The 16,887-nt window shown below is 55.0% G+C and carries 20 protein-coding genes; 8 read left to right on the forward strand and 12 right to left on the reverse strand.

The annotated features are described in order from the left end of the window. Nucleotides 1-68: 68 nt before the first annotated feature. Complete coding sequence (gene glgX, locus JS46_RS03160) at nt 69-2,144, forward strand: glycogen debranching protein GlgX (protein ID WP_033747830.1); 2,076 nt, start codon at nt 69-71, stop codon at nt 2,142-2,144. Nucleotides 2,145-2,478: 334 nt separating this feature from the next. Next, entirely contained in the window at nt 2,479-2,664 is a 186-nt protein-coding gene (locus tag JS46_RS03165) for a general stress protein (RefSeq protein WP_033747833.1), read from the forward strand. A 148-nt stretch (nt 2,665-2,812) separates the two neighbouring features. On the opposite strand, the gene JS46_RS03170 is transcribed toward JS46_RS03165, so the two are convergent. Next, a complete protein-coding gene (locus JS46_RS03170; protein ID WP_152560656.1) occupies nt 2,813-4,108 on the reverse strand; it encodes a hypothetical protein in 1,296 nt (431 codons plus the stop codon). A gap of 242 nt (nt 4,109-4,350) precedes the next feature. Further along, complete coding sequence (uraH, locus tag JS46_RS03175; protein ID WP_033747835.1) at nt 4,351-4,773, reverse strand: hydroxyisourate hydrolase; 423 nt, start codon at nt 4,771-4,773, stop codon at nt 4,351-4,353. 277 nt (nt 4,774-5,050) lie between these two features. Between uraH and JS46_RS03180 the strand changes: the two genes are divergently transcribed. From JS46_RS03180 to JS46_RS03195, 4 genes are all read left to right on the forward strand, one after another. Beyond that, nucleotides 5,051-5,668, forward strand: a complete 618-nt coding sequence (locus tag JS46_RS03180) for a TetR/AcrR family transcriptional regulator (RefSeq protein ID WP_033747838.1) — start codon at nt 5,051-5,053, stop codon at nt 5,666-5,668. Nucleotides 5,669-5,825: 157 nt separating this feature from the next. Continuing rightward, complete coding sequence (locus tag JS46_RS03185) at nt 5,826-6,029, forward strand: hypothetical protein (protein WP_033747840.1); 204 nt, start codon at nt 5,826-5,828, stop codon at nt 6,027-6,029. A 193-nt stretch (nt 6,030-6,222) separates the two neighbouring features. Further along, entirely contained in the window at nt 6,223-6,462 is a 240-nt protein-coding gene (ycgZ, locus tag JS46_RS03190; RefSeq protein ID WP_033747843.1) for a regulatory protein YcgZ, read from the forward strand. Nucleotides 6,463-6,640: 178 nt separating this feature from the next. Continuing rightward, on the forward strand, nt 6,641-6,907 hold the full coding sequence (locus JS46_RS03195) for a hypothetical protein (RefSeq protein WP_033747847.1): 267 nt from the start codon (nt 6,641-6,643) through the stop codon (nt 6,905-6,907). Nucleotides 6,908-6,923: 16 nt separating this feature from the next. On the opposite strand, the gene umuC is transcribed toward JS46_RS03195, so the two are convergent. The 10 genes from umuC to icd form a co-directional block, all read right to left on the reverse strand. Continuing rightward, nucleotides 6,924-8,186, reverse strand: a complete 1,263-nt coding sequence (umuC, locus tag JS46_RS03200) for a translesion error-prone DNA polymerase V subunit UmuC (protein WP_033747850.1) — start codon at nt 8,184-8,186, stop codon at nt 6,924-6,926. A 1-nt stretch (nt 8,187) separates the two neighbouring features. Then, entirely contained in the window at nt 8,188-8,607 is a 420-nt protein-coding gene (umuD, locus tag JS46_RS03205; protein ID WP_033747851.1) for a translesion error-prone DNA polymerase V autoproteolytic subunit, read from the reverse strand. Nucleotides 8,608-9,798: 1,191 nt separating this feature from the next. Continuing rightward, nucleotides 9,799-9,951, reverse strand: a complete 153-nt coding sequence (locus JS46_RS24515) for a hypothetical protein (protein ID WP_235212958.1) — start codon at nt 9,949-9,951, stop codon at nt 9,799-9,801. A 1-nt stretch (nt 9,952) separates the two neighbouring features. Then, on the reverse strand, nt 9,953-10,165 hold the full coding sequence (locus JS46_RS03210) for a cold-shock protein (RefSeq protein ID WP_033747854.1): 213 nt from the start codon (nt 10,163-10,165) through the stop codon (nt 9,953-9,955). A gap of 349 nt (nt 10,166-10,514) precedes the next feature. Next, entirely contained in the window at nt 10,515-10,793 is a 279-nt protein-coding gene (locus JS46_RS03215; protein ID WP_048782952.1) for a hypothetical protein, read from the reverse strand. A 250-nt stretch (nt 10,794-11,043) separates the two neighbouring features. Next, the gene (locus tag JS46_RS24035) at nt 11,044-11,241 is read right to left on the reverse strand and encodes a hypothetical protein (RefSeq protein WP_152560657.1); all 198 of its coding nucleotides are present in this window, start codon (nt 11,239-11,241) and stop codon (nt 11,044-11,046) included. A 336-nt stretch (nt 11,242-11,577) separates the two neighbouring features. Further along, nucleotides 11,578-12,273 (reverse strand): aquaporin Z, encoded by a 696-nt coding sequence (gene aqpZ, locus JS46_RS03220; protein ID WP_033747856.1) that lies wholly within the window; start codon nt 12,271-12,273, stop codon nt 11,578-11,580. A gap of 414 nt (nt 12,274-12,687) precedes the next feature. Then, complete coding sequence (locus JS46_RS03225) at nt 12,688-13,425, reverse strand: carbonic anhydrase (RefSeq protein ID WP_033747859.1); 738 nt, start codon at nt 13,423-13,425, stop codon at nt 12,688-12,690. 193 nt (nt 13,426-13,618) lie between these two features. After that, nucleotides 13,619-14,038 (reverse strand): DUF1090 family protein, encoded by a 420-nt coding sequence (locus JS46_RS03230; protein WP_033747862.1) that lies wholly within the window; start codon nt 14,036-14,038, stop codon nt 13,619-13,621. A gap of 298 nt (nt 14,039-14,336) precedes the next feature. Next, nucleotides 14,337-15,587, reverse strand: a complete 1,251-nt coding sequence (gene icd, locus JS46_RS03235; protein ID WP_033747864.1) for an NADP-dependent isocitrate dehydrogenase — start codon at nt 15,585-15,587, stop codon at nt 14,337-14,339. A gap of 96 nt (nt 15,588-15,683) precedes the next feature. Here icd and rluE point away from each other — a divergent pair, with 96 nt between their 5' ends. Further along, the gene (rluE, locus tag JS46_RS03240) at nt 15,684-16,352 is read left to right on the forward strand and encodes a 23S rRNA pseudouridine(2457) synthase RluE (RefSeq protein ID WP_072010382.1); all 669 of its coding nucleotides are present in this window, start codon (nt 15,684-15,686) and stop codon (nt 16,350-16,352) included. Nucleotides 16,353-16,401: 49 nt separating this feature from the next. Further along, nucleotides 16,402-16,875: an NUDIX domain-containing protein gene (locus tag JS46_RS03245; protein ID WP_033747870.1), complete on the forward strand. Its 474-nt coding sequence runs from the start codon at nt 16,402-16,404 to the stop codon at nt 16,873-16,875. The last annotated feature ends 12 nt before the right edge of the window (nt 16,876-16,887 follow it).

Consider the following 16,887-nt stretch of genomic DNA (forward strand, 5'->3'; position numbering starts at 1 on the left):
AAGATGAAAAAAACAGGTGATTCAACGCAGTTGTTGTGGATAGCATTTTACTGAATGGAGAGGGATAAATGTCTGAAGCTACAGAGTTTACTATTACGTCGGGATCGGGCCAGCAGCTAGGCGCCAACTATGACGGCGAAGGGGTGAATTTCGCCATTTTTTCCGCCCACGCCGAGCGTATCGAGCTCTGTCTGTTTGATGAGAGCGGCAAGAATGAGATCGCCCGCCTGGAGCTGCCGGAGTTCACCCACGAGGTGTGGCACGGCTATGTGCCGGGTCTGAAGCCCGGCGCGCTTTACGGCTATCGCGTTTACGGTCCTTACGATCCAGAGAACGGACATCGCTTTAACCCCAACAAGCTTCTGATCGACCCCTACGCGCGCGAACTGGCGGGCGATATCGAGTGGAACGAGGCGCACTTCGCCTACGAGCTGCTGCATGAAGATAAAGATCTGACGTTCGACACGCGCGACAGCGCCCCTTTTATGCCCAAGTGCCGGGTCATCGATCCCAACGAGTTCGACTGGCAGGACGATAACCGTCCGAGCATCGCCTGGCCGAATACGGTGATCTACGAGACGCACGTGAAGGGGTTCACCCAGCTGAATTCGGCGCTGCCGGAGGTGCTGCGCGGCACCTATGAGGGCATGGGACATCAGGCCACGGTCGACTATATCAAAAGCCTGGGCATCACTTCGGTTGAGCTGCTGCCGGTGCACTGGTTCCCGGACGATCAGCATCTGCTGGACCGCGGGCTGAAAAACTTCTGGGGCTACAACTCCATCGGCTTTTTCGCCCCTGCGCCGCGCTACTACGGCCCGCGCGGCATTCAGGGCTTCCGCGACATGGTGCGCGCCTTCCACGACGCCGGCGTCGAGGTGATCCTCGACGTGGTCTACAACCACACGGCGGAAGGCAACGAGCTGGGGCCGACGCTCTCCTTTAAGGGCATCGACAACTTCTCCTACTACCGCACCCTGCCTGACCAGCACCGCTACTACATCAACGATACCGGCACCGGCAACACGGTGAATACCTCGCATCCGCGCGTGCTGCAGATGGTCATGGATTCGCTGCGCTACTGGGCGGAGTCGATGCATATCGACGGTTTTCGTTTCGACCTCGGCACCATTCTCGGACGCGAGCCGGAAGGCTTCGACCAGCGCGGCGGCTTCTTCGACGCCATTATGCAGGATCCGGTGCTGTCGAAGCTGAAACTGATCGGCGAACCCTGGGATATCGGCCCCGGCGGCTATCAGGTTGGCGGCTTCCCGCCCGGCTGGGCGGAGTGGAACGATAAATACCGCGATACGGTGCGCGAATACTGGAAAGGCGATAACGTCTCGACCGACTTCGCCGCCCGCCTGCTTGGCTCCGGCGATCTCTACGATCAGCGCGGCCGCCGTCCCTGGGCGAGCGTCAACTTTATCACCGCCCACGACGGCTTCACGCTGAACGACCTGGTCTCCTACAACGAGAAGCACAACGACGAGAACGGCGAGGATAACAACGACGGCCACAACGACAACCGCTCCTACAACTACGGCGCGGAAGGCGCGACCGAAGATGAAGGCATTAACGCGGTGCGCGAGCGCCAGAAGCGTAACTTTCTTGCTACGCTCTTCTTCTCCCACGGCACGCCGATGCTGCTGGCAGGCGACGAGTTCGGCCGCAGCCAGCTGGGCAACAACAACGGCTACTGCCAGGACAGCGAGATCTCCTGGGTGCACTGGGACAACCTCCCCGCCAGCGCGGAGGCGCTGCGCGAGTTTACGCGCCACGTTATCCGCCTGCGCGCCGAGCAGCCGCTGCTGCGCCGCGAGAACTGGCGCGACGGCATGGAGATTAAGTGGTTCAACGCCGGCGGCGGCTTCCAGCAGGAAGAGCAGTGGGAGGAAGGCTCGACGCTGGGCGTCTATATCGGCCGTCCTGACCTGCAAACCGAAGAGGGCATCTGGCACGACGTGCTGATGCTGATCAACCCGTTTGAGGGCACGGTGCCGTTCCGCATCCCGCAGTTTGGCGAAGGCGGCTGGGTGCTGGAGCTGACCACCTCTGACAACGATAATCGCGGACTGGTGATTACTAAAGAGAAGGATTTCGAGCTGGAAGGTCGCAGCCTGGCGCTGTTCCGCCGGCCCTGAACCGCGACGATAAATGCACGCAGCGTCCCGCCCGTCGGGCCGCTGCGCTTTACCCCGTTTCGCACGCAAATCCGCAAATTAAATGTGATCAACATCACAAATTAGCACTAACGGCTAAATTGTACAGCTATATTGATAGTTGTACAAATTTAGCTTTTTTTTCTTTAGCTGATATGTAATTAGGCTTCGCTTTTTTCTGTTCTCTTATTACCGGCAGAGAAAAAAGTAAATATTCATCTCAGATGTCACATTGCTAAATCGCCATTCTGCTTACATAGTTAAAGCGCATTGAAACTCTTTTAATTATTATTATTTTATACAGAGAGGAATTGATATGACTCAGCGACGTGGTGGAGCAGGTAATTTTGCTGAAAATCCCGACAGAGCGCGTGAAGCGGGTAAAAAAGGCGGGCAGATGAGCAGCGGTAATTTTAAATATAACCGCGAGCGCGCGGTCGAGGCAGGACGCGTCGGCGGCAAACTCAGCCGCCGCTCTGCCGCGGATAAAAGCGCCAGTTAAAAATAAAGTTGCGCCGGGAAATTACCTCCCGGCATTTATTTAATTTACTCTTGCAACAGCACGCTTTATTCTGCGCAACCCCTTCCCTCTTAAATAACACCGACCTCACACGAAAGATAATTAACCGCGTTCTGTGCGACAGCCGTTGTTATTTTCCTGCGCGCTCCGGAAATAAATATTTGCTGCCGTAGCCGTTCGGCTGAGACGCCAGCACCCGGCGCAGCACCTGCACGTAATCCATTACCAGACCCGGCGTCCAGGTCATACCCTCCGCCCGGCTGCGGATCAGGCTCAGCAGCCAGAAATCGGGATCGAGCAGCGCCGCGTAGCCGCGCATACCGCGCAGTCCCAGCAGCCCCTCGGTGGCGACGTCCAGCGCCTGCATCACGCTGGTGGAGCAGTTGCGCGACGTCAGGTTATAACGGCAATCCTGACCATGGCGCGCCCAGTAGTTGATCAGCGCCTGCTGGTTGTAATGCGGCAGCGAGAGGCGCTTGTCGGGCAGGCACCACTCTTTGATCTCCCGCTCGAGGGAGCGCTGGTGAAAGCCGGCGACGTCATTCTCTTCGCGCGCGTGCAGCATTTGCAGCACGCCGCTCAGGGAGCCGGTCATATCCTCGACAGGATAGAGGCTGACGTAGAGCGCGTCGCCCATCGCCAGCGAGGTGTGGCCGGTGGAAACCTGACCGCGATGATCGATAGCGGCGACCCAGCGGTCAAACCAGGGACGCCGTCCGGCGACGCTGCCCGACCCCAGCGGCGTCCAGATATAGATGGTAAGCGGCTCGCTTGCAGGCGCGGCGTTGCAGGGAACGTGGCGATAATCGAGCCCGTGCGGTTTACGTACCCCTTTGCGGGTAAAGAGCGGCAGCGCCGCTACGCTGGTCTCCGGCGGCAGCGCGCGGATTTGCCAGACCATCTGCAACAGCGAGAAGGCCCAGCCCAGCAGCACCAGGGCGAATCCCATCGGGATCAGCACGCGATGGGGCAGCGGCCAGTCGGTGACGATCATCAGGCTGAGCAGCCACTCGCCGCCGCCGATCGCCAGCTTGCTGTGCCAGCGGCGACAGCGCATCAGCGCGCAGGCGATGATGCGAAAGCCGCCGTCCAGCAAAAAGGCGAGCGCGAATAGCCAGGCGACGCAGCTGCCCTTCTCGTGCGGCGCGGCCAGCAAAGCGGTGCCGAGCAGCAGCAGCGTCAGCGCTTTGCTCTGCGCCGCCCAGCCGCTGTCGAACCCGGTTCGCGCGCGCCAGGCCTGTATGACGCCTTCGGAGAGCAGGAAAACGCTCAGCAAACAGAGCGGAACGGAGAGCGTGCCGTGGTAAAGGCTTTCCAGCACGATGCCCGCGCTGGCGGCGAGGCAGAGCGTGCCGGCCGCCAGCAGACCTGGCCAGCTGGCGCGCAGCATCGGCCCGCCCATTAATAAAAAAAGCAATCGCAGCAAAGAGGGTGGCTCCCGTCAAAACAATCAACGTCTGGTTTGCCGGACAACATGCGCGACGGCACCGGGCGTTCCTTCTCCCCTGGGCAGGATCCTGACCTGGCGTTAGCAGTGGGTGCAGCCTACGGAATAAAGATTAGTTTTCGCTTAATTTCGCCGCGCCGTTTCGCGACTCGCCTTTGCGCGAAACAAAAAAGGCCTGAGGCGGCATTGCGCGTCAGGCCTGGGTATTTACGTTTTGCCGCTTAGTTGCCGCGATAGGTCGAGTAGCCGTAAGGGCTCAGCAGCAGGGGGATGTGGTAGTGCTGGCTGGTGTTCTCGATCGTGAAGATCACCGGAATCTCCGGGAAGAAGGTCTTTTGCTTCACGCCGGCATAGTAGTCACCGGTTTTGAACACCACTTTATAGGTGCCCTGTTCCGCCTGTTTGCCCGCCGGATAGAGCGCGCTAATGCGGCCGTTGGCGTCGGTGACGCCGGTAGCGAGCTTGACCCAGTCGCCGTTGCGGTTTTGATCCAGCTCTACCGTTACGCCAGCGGTAGGAATGCCGGTTTGTAAATTCAGCACGTGAACGCTGATCGGGTTTTTCATCGCGGCAGGTTCCGCCGCCGTGGCGGAGAAAGCGAAAGCCGCCAGCGCGGCGGCACCAAACATTGAGAGAGATTTCATAAGTCGTCCTTTTTTATGTTGAGGACCACAGGTTAAGCCAGCATGCGGCGCAACGTACCCATTTTCGTTGCATATCTGAAATTTCCGAGAAGCGCAGCGCGGTATATTCTCCTGCTGCTGTGGTTAATAAAAATTATTATTTAGCCTGCTTATTTCCCTGGCCCGCGCTTTTCTGGCCTGTTTGTTTTCGCACGCCTGCTGCGGCGCGACGTTTTTATTTTTTCCTGCCGCGTGCGGTTATGGTAATTTGGTAGCAAATATTCCCTTAAGTTGAGCGATGACCACATCCCATATCCCCACCGCGCCCGCCAGGGAGCGTGGCAGACCAAGAACTTTCGATACCGATACCGCCCTGGATAACGCCATGATCGTCTTCCGGCAGAAAGGCTTCCACGCCTCGTCGGTAGCCGATCTTAGCGAAGCCATGAATCTGACGGCGGGCAGTATCTACAAGGCTTTTAAAGATAAGCGCACCCTGTTCCTGCGCGTGTTCGAACGCTATATCAGCGTGCGCGGCGCCGACCTGCGCGCGCGCCTGCAGCACTACCCTACCGGCAGGGCGCGCATCGGCGAACTGCTGCAGTTTTATCTCGACTCCGCCCGTGAAATCGAGGGGCGGCGCGGCTGCCTGGTGGTCGGCAGCACCGTCGAACTGCAGAGTCTGGACGAGGAGCTTTCCGAGCTGGTGCGCCAGGCGGTGCTGCGCAACCGTAATTTTTTGATCGCACTGATTCGCGAAGGCCAGCAGGACGGGTCGGTCTCTGCCTCGCTGGATGCGGAGACGGCGGCGGGCCTGCTGCTATGCGTAGCGTTCGGCATGCGCGTGGTGGGTAAAGTTCAGGATGTGACTAATGGCGCAGAAACGATTAATATGCTGCTTGGTATTCTGGATTAATTGATTCGCCCTATTAGGAAATAAGTATTTCCTAAATATATTACGCACAGCGCGCTTTTTCTCAGGCGACCGTTATTGCTGTGCTTTTCCCGATTAAACAGTAAAAGAGATAATGCCTTCAAAATTACCCGGTCGTCATCGCCCTTCAGGAGACAGAGTGAACCACAATGAAACTGCTGATAATCAGGAAGTTTACGCTCTGCTAGGCCGTGTTGTGGCGCAGCTCCTGCAGCCTGGCGAAGCCCTTCCCTTACAGGAAATCATTGGCGCGCTCTATCGCGCTGGCGCGCGCGCGGAAGATCCGGAAATCGAGGCCGCCTGCGAGCGCGCCATTCGGCTGCTGGCCAGTAAATTAAACTGACGCAAGGCTGTTATCCACTTATCTGCCTGTCCGAGATTTTGGGTAACCCGTTGTTAATAATGACAACATAGCAAAGTTCAAAAAATAAACGTCGGCCTGCACAGGTAATCCTGTACAACCTCTTGGAAATTGTATAACTTTAGGCCTGACTTAGCTGATTATCTTTTAATCACACGGACTTTAAGGGTTGTTTATGCGTCAGACTGGAGACAGACCAACCACAGGCAGCGATATCGCCCACTATTTCAAGAAGGCGACGCTGCCGTGCGAGCAGGAAACCTTAGGCCAGATCGTGGTCGAGATCCTGCGCGCGGGTAAACAGCTCAACAGGAAAACGCTTTGTACCAAACTGCTTGCCCGCCTTGAGCTGGCAACCAGCCCGGAAGAAGAGCAGCATTATCAAAAGCTTATAGGTTTTTTGTTTAAGCGTTAATTATAATTTGCAGGCTGACCATTGCGTTCACCCCCTGCCCGCAGCATGATTCACAGTGGAACGTGTCAGGGAGAGCATTTTGACGGACATACGCCGCAGGCGAGATCTCGCACAGCCGGTTTTGCGTCTGGTCACTCTCCCCCGTCAACGGGCAAACACTGTAATAAGAGATGCGGGTATGCACAGAAGTAAGATTGAAAAACTCACCGATTATCTGATTGGCGAAGCCGTCGCCGCGCTGCTTGAGCAAAATGCCTCGATTTCGGGCGCCTCGCTGGCGAATCGCCTGAAAGCCATGGCGATGACGGAGCGCGACAGCGAAAGAAAACAGGCGCTGGCGCTGGCGCTGGCAGAGATACGCCAGGAATTTCCCTCGGCGCGCGCCGTCAGCGAACCGCCGCGCGGCTATAACGAACCGCTTTCGTCCAGCGCAAAGAAACACTGAGGCCTCAGGCCGTCGCTTATCTGACGATCGGCAAATCTGAAAAGCGGGTGGTATAAGCTGGCGACAGCATGTCGCGCTTCATCGCCCAGCTCTTTTCAATGCCCTGCCCGGCGAACCAGAGCGTTCCCCTGCCCGCCTGATTAATCTTATCTACCACCTGCATTAGCGCCTCACTGTTGGCTCTCGGCCCACAGGCGTCAAACAGATGCAGCTGCGCCACGCCCTGGCTGAAAAAATCCCCCAGCATGACGCCCGCCTTCATATAGCGGTAGCCGTCCAGCCAGATGCGATCCAGCGCCTCTGTGGCGATGCGGACAATATCGCGCGTGTCGTTTGAAGGGGTCAGCAGCTGCCCCATTGCCTGGTTGCCGTAATAGGGCTCGTTTTCCGCGTGCGGGCTGGTTTTCAGAAACACCGCGATTTGCCGACAATACTGATTCTCCTGCCGCAGCTTTTCCGCCGCCCGCTCGGCATACTGACAAACCGCCTGCCGCACCGCGTCGTAATCGGTGAGCCGCGTGCCAAACGAGCGCGAGCAGACGATTTGCTGCTTCGTCGGCACCACCTCTTCCAGGTCCAGGCAGGCTTCGCCGCGCAGTTCGCGCACCGTGCGCTCAAGCACTACGTTAAAGTGCTTGCGGATGACCCAGGTAGAGCTGTCTGCCAGCTGCAGCGCGCTCTCAATGCCCATCTGATGCAGCTTTTTAGCGATGCGCGCGCCGACGCCCCACACCTCTTCTACCGGCACCAGCGCCATCAGCTTACGCTGCCGCTCGGCGTGCGACAGGTCGACCACCCCTTTTGTGCCGCGATACTTTTTCGCGGCAAAGTTGGCCAGCTTCGCCAGCGTTTTGGTGGGCGCAATCCCGACCCCCACCTGCAGATGCAGCTCCTGCTTCACGCGCGCCTGAACCGCGCGGCCAAACGCCTCAAGCGGCTGGCAGAAGCTGACGCCGCTCAGGTTGAGAAAGGCCTCATCGATGCTGTAGATCTCAACCGACGGTGCCATCTCCTCCAGCGTAGTCATCACGCGCAGGCTCATATCGGCATAGAGCGCATAGTTGGAGCTGAAAACCTGCACCCGGTGCTGGCGCAGCGTCTCTTTCAGCTTAAAAAAAGGCGCACCCATCTTAATGCCAAGCGCTTTGGCCTCTGCGCTGCGGGCGATAACGCAGCCGTCGTTGTTGGAGAGCACCACGACGGGCACCCCGCGTAAGTCGGGGCGAAAGACGATTTCACAGCTGGCGTAGAAGCTGTTTACGTCGACCAGCGCGTACATATTAGTGCGTCGATTTAATAACGTAGGTCACGACGCCGAAGACCTGGAGTCCTTCGGGGGTATTGATAGGGATTGGGCTGTGTTTGCTGTTGGCCGGCATCAGTAGCACTGAGGGATGGATGCGCAGCTGCTTAATAGTAAATTCGCCATCAATAGCGGCGACGATAATATCGCCGTGCTTCGCCGTAAGAGAGGAGTCGACGACAATCATATCCCCTTCGCAGATGCCCGCCTCGATCATAGAATCGCCGCTGACGCGGAGAAAGTAGGTTGCGCTAGGGTGCTGCACCATCAGGTCATTCAGGTCGATGCGTTTTTCGATGTAATCCTGCGCCGGCGACGGAAAACCACAGGGCACGCGCTCAATGTAAAGCGGCAAAGGCAGCAGCTCGCGGACTTCCGCGGGGCGATATAACTTCATGAGAAAGACTCCTTCTTCTGGATACTGTATATAAATACAGTAATATCAAACTCATGATTTAATCAAGGCGCAGCGGTGGTAAAAATGGTAAACCCACTGACGCTGAAGGGATTATTTTTTGTAAGGCTGAGAGGTTAACCTGTCTCATGAGCAAAATATCGACTTAATTCAAACTGATATGGCGATAATATGAGCGTTAAAACGTGGATGAAACAGGCTCTCGCCCGGTTTGTTTTTTTCACCGTCTCCACTACTTTTCACACTGTCATCTGCTTTACCTGGCGGTGACGCCGCAAGACGGCTTTTCTCTCATTTGCCGCATCGCTTTCGATCCCTGAATGTTAAATGTTTAATCGCCCGGTCAAAACTCATGTGGGCTTTTCTTTATCCTGAAGAGGCGTAGTCACTCCCTTTGAGAATATCAATCAGCACATTTCTCTTTTGTAAAAAAGAAGGGTTAAAAACGCGATATGAATAGCGGTCAAATAACAGAGAATGCGTGAAAGGTAGAGTTCTAACCGTTAGAGATTAAGGTAATTATTTATTTTTAAATCAGTGGCGGCGCTTATTAACTATGTTATGCTTAAAATGAATTCTGAGCCCAAGCCTCCACCAGAGATATTGCTCTACGAGTCCGTTTTATATCCAATATGACTCTCCCCTGCATTGCGGGGGCATTTTTTATTTCGCTTTGCTAAGTATCAATGTCACTCTTTCCTGTCTCTTTCCCCCGGCCACGTGCGGCGTGACCGCTGCAGACACTGCTCAACAGGAAATAATGGCCCATCCACAATAGCTTAGCTATCGCGCCTGTCAGATATGAGTTGCAGACCATTCTTAGTAATCGTTTTCAGAAATAAAAAACCGCTATAATTCAATCGTTCCGCTTCCTCAGGGATCTAATAATTAGAACTCTAAATTTATAATATTACCCTTCAGACAGGCAATAATCGCTGGCGTTAGCTATATTTAAGCGGCTCGGTAATGAAATCCACAATGCTTACTGAGCGGCTGTTACTCCAACCCCTTGCCCCCTTTTGGGGGCTTTTTTTCGTCGAAGCCAGGCCATGATGCGATCGGGCATGCCGCTGCTGTTCCGGCAATAAAAAAGGCATCCCGAAGGATGCCTTAATAAGCTGATGCACGGCTTGTCACCCTGCCTGCAGGAGCTGCACGACAGCGGCGAAACGGTTAACGATCGAACATGCCTGCAAGGATCATCGCGCTTTTGCAAAAAATGCATTTTGCGCCATGGGGATTGCTTTTACTCTGATCGAACGCAGAGACACGATACTGTGAACTCTGGCAGCACGGGCATCGGAAGCGTCTGGCTGAAAGGCTAATATTAAAGCCCTACAACGTTTACTGCTGACGGACCTTTCGGACCCTGCTCAACAGAAAACTCAACGCGCTGACCTTCGTCAAGCGAGCGGTAATCAGTGCCCTGGATAGCAGAGAAGTGGACGAAAACGTCCTTGCTGCCATTCTCCGGAGAGATAAAACCAAAACCTTTTTCTGAGTTAAACCACTTCACGGTTCCAAGAATTTTATTCGACATAATATATGACCTTTTTAGTTCGCCTTTCGGCATAAGAGGCTGAATTGCAGAAATAAATCAGAACCTGAGGTAGACTCAAAAAGAAAGGCTTGAAGCGGCACTAACTGAGATGAGAAATACAATATGAACTAACTCTGAAACTGTCTGCTAATCAGACCGACGAGCTATTAACGCATGTCCGCCATACTTAAGCAAGTTAAAAGTAAATGAGTCTGGCAAGAACGTTTTGCCGTGCTGGCTGCTGCGCCGGCATGTGGCCGAGGGGCGCAGCCAGCTGGCTGCTGGCTGCGCGGAGAGACGGCATCGGCGCCTGGTTAACGCGCCTCCAGGCCTGGCGACGCAGGCGCCGCTACTCCTGCTGCAGTAACGCTCCCCTCATCGCCTGTTCGTTGCTGAGACGTTTGCGTGCAAGGCTGTTGAACTTCGCCAGCCATACGGAATACTGGTCAACCTTTTTTTGCGCGTCCGCTTCATTTTCGGCATAGCAGAGAAAAATGCGGCTTTTAGTATTGCTGTGTTCATCAATGGCATACACTTCAAAATCCACGCCATATTTGCTGTATATAATGGCGGTAAAAGAGATTTTCTCCCAGGACTCAAGTTTGTTTTCAAACTGCTTATAATTCACTTTATTCACCTGATAATAATTTAATGCGCACACCCGGCTATTAGCCGGGCCTGATCATTATAATGCCAGTAGACAAATTATGAGTGTTAAAAAAAGTCATTCCGCATTTAACCTTTCATCCGGCATACGTAACTTTGCTTTAAATCAAATAAAGCTGCCTTATTAAAAACAGTTACATTTTCACTGCGGCGACGCGACAGACGCAGCGGCCTGCTTGCCGCTTCGTTTATTACCGTTTCGCTTTAGAAGATTACGACATATTATTTGTCATATCAGGAGAGGATGGCGGCAATAAGCGGTCGCCGATTATTTCAAAGTCCATCTGGCGAAAATACGCCGCCGTTATCGGGATGGCGCTTTGCGGTCGGTACCAGCCGAACTGAGGTAAGTAGTACCAGACCTGCAGCGGCTCGTTACCCGGTCTAACCCAGTAGAAACCTTCTTTCATCAGTGGCTCGATCAGCTAATGCTGCTTTAAAGACACTCATGCATGTCTAATCGTGAGCGGCGCCTGCATATAGCGTCGCAGCGGGTTTTCCTGCGTTCATGACAACGTACCCAGAAAATAAAGAGTAGCAGTCTTTATGCTGACTCACCGATAAACAGGGCGAAAATACTATTTGCGCCGCGTGCCTGCCGCTTATTCTGTTATTGAGTGGCGCTTAATCGCCGCATTTTTCTGGTTTTTTAGCAGCAATAATTAATGCCCTTTTCCGCTACCTTTACCCGATAAAAAACCTCGCCGGATAGCGAGGTTTTGGCAAAGTGTTAAGCAGAGTGAAAATTAATCTTTACTCTGCAGCAGGAAACGGTAAATAAGCCCGCCGAGACAGCCGCCGACAATCGGCACCAGCCAGAAGAGCCAAAGCTGCTGCAGCGCCCAGGTTCCCTGAAAAAGCGCAACCGCCGTACTGCGCGCCGGGTTGACCGACGTATTGGTCACCGGGATGCTGATCAGGTGAATCAGCGTCAGCGCCAGACCAATCGCGACAGGCGCAAAGCCCGCCGGCGCTTTTTTATCGGTCGCGCCGTGGATAACGATCAGGAAGAACGCGGTCAGCACCAGTTCGATAATAACGGCTGACTGCAGAGAATAGCCGCCCGGCGAATGCTCGCCAAAGCCATTTGAGGCGAAGCCGCTGGCGGTGGCGTCGAAGCCCGCTTTGCCGCTGGCGATAAGATAAAGAACGCCGGCCGCCGCCATACCGCCGATAACCTGCGCGATAATATAAGGCACAACGCCTTTCGCGCTAAAGCGGCCGCCCGCCCACAGCCCCAGCGTGACCGCAGGATTGAAATGGCCGCCGGAGATATGCCCGACTGCATAGGCCATAGTTAACACCGTCAGACCAAATGCGAGCGCCACGCCGGCGAATCCGATGCCTAATTGCGGATAGGCCGCGGCGAGCACCGCGCTTCCGCAGCCGCCGAATACCAGCCAGAACGTGCCGAAAAATTCAGCCGCAGTTTTTTTTAACATCATTTACCCCTGGTTTCTTGCAACGTTAATGGCGGGCATAAATTTTCAGCCCGCCAGCATGAATAAAGGATTAATCCTGACTAACTTTTGCGATTAAATAATGCCTGCCAGTCTTCGCTTTCCGCTGTTTCCTCGCAGCCCTAAAAATCGACAAAAAAATACCCTGAATAAACAGGGTAAGTTTTCAAAAGCCAAAAATACAAAGATTACATTTTGATGAGGTTGTTTGAGCCGGGTCACTTAACAACACACGCCGCTAATAATAGCCTTCTCGAGGTTTTATTTTATGATCTCAATCAACTTTCGCCGGCCCTGCTTTTCTCCGTTCTTCTCAAATGAGAAGATTAGTTGCAGGCGCGTAATTAATTATTCGTTGCATGGCAAAAAAGCTTATAAAGCGGGAAGGACAGCGCGTTATTCCACAATTAACCGTCCATGCAAAGGCTGTAGCGGCCGGTTATTACTCGTCTTCAGCGCCTGACGGAAAGCGTCCAGCTGCGCCTCAGACAGCGTGACGGGCTGTTTCATTATCAGCCAGCGCAGCCCTTCGCTGCATGGCGGCGTAGTAAGCGAGCCGCTGAAGCGATAATAGTGCAGGTCGGAGGGAAAGAGCGGACGCAGGTTCACCTGTTTGTCGACGGCCACGGTGTGATTTAACTGCGGCGGGATCGCGGCCAGAATCGGATTAAGCGCCGGATTCTCTTTGCCAATATCAAACATGACTGCCACTACCGCCAGCTCCCCTGCCGCATTGCTATGAACGAAATGCGCCTCCAGCGGAAAGCTGCGTCCCTCTATCTGGTTCTCGCTGGGGGTATGAAAGTGATACTGCTTCAGCTGAAAGACCTCGCCATCGAGCATGAAATCATCTTCGTCATCAACGCTGACCTGTATGGTGTGGCCATTGTTCACCAGCGTTTCGGCAGAGGTGTGAAACTCCAGTCCCAGCGGCGGCAGCTTGCCGTCGATGGCGTTTTTAATATCGATCGGCGACTGAAACTTGCCGTTGTGGCAGGTCTGATAATCTGCCGCCAGCTCGCCCCAGTGTGCCGGCCCCGCTTTGCCCTCGTAGCTCCAGTGCGACGCCGAGGCGCAGGCGGTGCCGATCGCGCTGAGCGCCATTAATAGCGCCGCCAGTCTCTCTCTTTTCATTGTGTTCTCCCTTCATCGTTAAACATCATTGTCGCCGGGCGATGTTATTCCCGCCCCTGTTGCCGCAACAAGGCGCTTATGTGCGCTGTTGCGTTAAAGAGAGTCCAGAATGACGACAGCGCGGCGCAAGGTTAATCCGTATAAAAAAGGCCCACATCAGTGAGCCTGCCTCAGCCATTATCAGGCCGGACGATTAATTGAGCCGCGCGGCGTCAGCCTGCGCCTGGGCTAATTCACTCTTTGCCGATTCCACCTTTAATTTTTTCTCTTCTACCTTGTGCGTTTTTTTAGAAATTTTATCCAGCCGTCCGTCTGCTTTCGCCTCTTCCAGCTCCTGCTGCGCTTCCTGCAGCTCAAGCTCCGCCTTTTTCACCTTTCGCTGCTGCTTGCTGACATCCTGATTCGCTCGCTGCGCCTGGCGATCTTCGGTGCAATAGGTTTTCACCTTATCCCGCGCAATATTAAGCCGGGAGAGCTCTGCGCTGTTGTTATATTTTTTAGCCTGCTCGATTTTAGTATTCAGGGCGGAAAGTTGATCGCTGCAGGAATCGGTAGCCGCAACAGCGAACAGCGGCGCGGCCGCAAAAAAAAATACAGCCATTTTCTTTTTCATATATAAGTTAACTCCTTGTTAAAACGCATATATGGGTTTATCCGTCGTCACTATAACCTGGTTCTCACGATAAAAAGCAACGTCCGGCATGAATAAAAAAAAGAGGGGAAAATAAAAAAACAGATTAATGCCTGACTGAGACTATTTATTCCGCGGCGCGCAGGCAATCGCGCATGGCTTTTACAGAGCGGCAGACGCAAGAAAAAGACACGTTTAGTTAAAAACAGGGAAAGGCATCAGGGAAAAGCGCGGTGAGGAAAAACTCCGATCGCCGCAGAGGCGATCGGAGAGAGGCAGATTACATATTTTCGATGATAGCGTCGCCGAACTCTGAACATTTCAGCAGTTTAGCGCCTTCCATCAGACGTTCGAAGTCATAGGTCACGGTTTTGTTAGCGATCGCGCCTTCCACACCTTTAACAATCAGGTCAGCCGCTTCGAACCACTGCAGGTGACGCAGCATCATCTCTGCGGAAAGAATAACGGAACCCGGGTTCACTTTATCCTGACCGGCATATTTCGGCGCGGTGCCGTGGGTCGCTTCGAACAGCGCGCATTCGTCGCCGATGTTCGCGCCCGGTGCGATACCGATGCCGCCAACCTGCGCCGCCAGGGCGTCGGAGATGTAGTCGCCGTTCAGGTTCATACAGGCGATAACGTCATACTCCGCCGGACGCAGCAGGATCTGCTGCAGGAACGCATCGGCAATCACATCTTTCACGATGATATCTTTGCCGGTGTTCGGGTTCTTAATCTTCATCCACGGGCCGCCGTCCACCAGCTCAGCGCCGAATTCTTCTTTCGCCAGCTGGTAGCCCCAGTCTTTGAACGCGCCTTCGGTGAACTTCATGATGTTGCCTTTGTGAACCAGCGTCAGCGAGTCGCGGTCGTTAGTGATCGCATACTCAATCGCTGCGCGCACCAGACGTTTGGTGCCCTCTTCCGAACACGGCTTCACGCCGATGCCGCAAGCCTGCGGGAAGCGGATTTTCTTCACGCCCATTTCTTCGCGCAGGAACTTGATCACTTTGTCCGCTTCGGCAGAACCGGCTTTCCACTCGATACCGGCGTAGATATCTTCTGAGTTCTCACGGAAGATCACCATGTCGGTATCTTCAGGACGTTTCACCGGGCTCGGAGTGCCTTTGTAGTAGCGAACCGGACGCAGGCAAACGTAGAGGTCGAGCTCCTGACGCAGCGCCACGTTCAGAGAACGGATGCCGCCGCCAACCGGCGTCGTCAGCGGGCCTTTAATGGCGACGCGATACTCTTTGATCAGGTCGAGAGTTTCCTGCGGCAGCCAGACATCCTGGCCGTAGAGCTCTACCGATTTCTCGCCGGTGTAGATCTCCATCCAGGAGATTTTTCGCTCGCCGTTGTAGGCTTTTTTCACCGCCGCGTCGACGACTTTCAGCATCACCGGAGAAACGTCAACGCCGATGCCGTCGCCTTCAATGTAAGGAATGATCGGGTTATTCGGCACATTGAGCTTGCCCTGATCCAGGGTGATTTTCTGACCTTCCGCCGGAACAACTACTTTGCTTTCCATTAACCTCTCCTGGGCGTTTTGTTAATAAATTGTAAGATGTGGGGTCATGATACTTGAATATTTACGCCGCGCCAATCGTCACTGTTTCGCGTTATAATGCGCCGATTGTCACCGACTGCAAAGCTCATGCGAAAAAGTTCTCAGCAAATTCACCAGCATAAACGCCCTGACCGCGCGCCACGCGGCGCTCAGCGCAAACCGCCGCGCGCGCGCGGACCGCGACGCGTCATATTATTTAACAAACCATTCGATGTTCTGCCACAGTTTAGCGACGAAGCTGGCCGCCAGACGCTGAAGGATTTTATCCCGATCGCCGACGTCTATGCCGCCGGTCGTCTGGACTGCGACAGCGAAGGCCTGATGGTGCTGACCAACGACGGCGCGCTGCAGGCGGCGCTGACGCAGCCCGGCAAGCGCACCGGCAAAATCTACTACGTTCAGGTCGAAGGCGAGCCGCAGGAAGCGGATCTTGCGGCGCTGCGTAGTGGCGTTAATCTGAAAGATGGCCCTACGCTGCCCGCAGGGGTCGAAAAGGTCGAGGCGCCCGCCTGGCTATGGCCACGCCAGCCGCCGATTCGCGAACGCAAAGCGATTCCGACCAGTTGGCTGAAGGTGACGCTCTACGAGGGCCGCAATCGCCAGGTGCGCCGCATGACGGCGCATATCGGCCACCCTACTCTGCGCCTGATCCGCTATGCGATGGGCGACTATCGGCTCGACGCTTTAGCGCCGGGCGAGTGGCGCGACATCACCAATTCGGCGTAAGCACTGCCGCGTTTTTCGATAACGTCAGGTTAACAATCCCGGAGGATCGATGTTTAAACCTCATGTCACCGTCGCCTGCATTGTGCAGGCCGAAGGCGAACTGTTAGTGGTAGAAGAGCGGGTAAAGGGCCGTGCCACCTGGAATCAGCCCGCCGGGCATCTCGAAGCGGACGAAACGCTGCTGGAGGCGGCGCGGCGCGAGCTGCGCGAAGAGACCGGCCTTGAGTGCGCGCTCGACTATTTTCTCGGCGTCCAGCAGTGGATCGCGCCGGACAATACGCCTTTCGTGCGTTTTTTGTTTGGCGTCGACCTGCCGGAAAAGCGCGCGACCGCGCCGCAGGACAGCGATATCGACCGCTGCTGGTGGCTTGCGCCTGAGCAGATTATCGCCGCAGATAACCTGCGTTCGCCGCTGGTCGCCGAAAGCGTCAGGCTGTGGCAACAGGGCGCGCGCTATCCGCTGCATCTGATCGCGCCGTTCCAGTGGCCGTTTCGCGAGGGTGCGCGCCACGCCGACGCGTGATAGAATATGCCG

It is taken from the genome of Pantoea sp. NGS-ED-1003, assembly GCF_000738765.1.
Taxonomy (GTDB): domain Bacteria; phylum Pseudomonadota; class Gammaproteobacteria; order Enterobacterales; family Enterobacteriaceae; genus Pantoea; species Pantoea septica.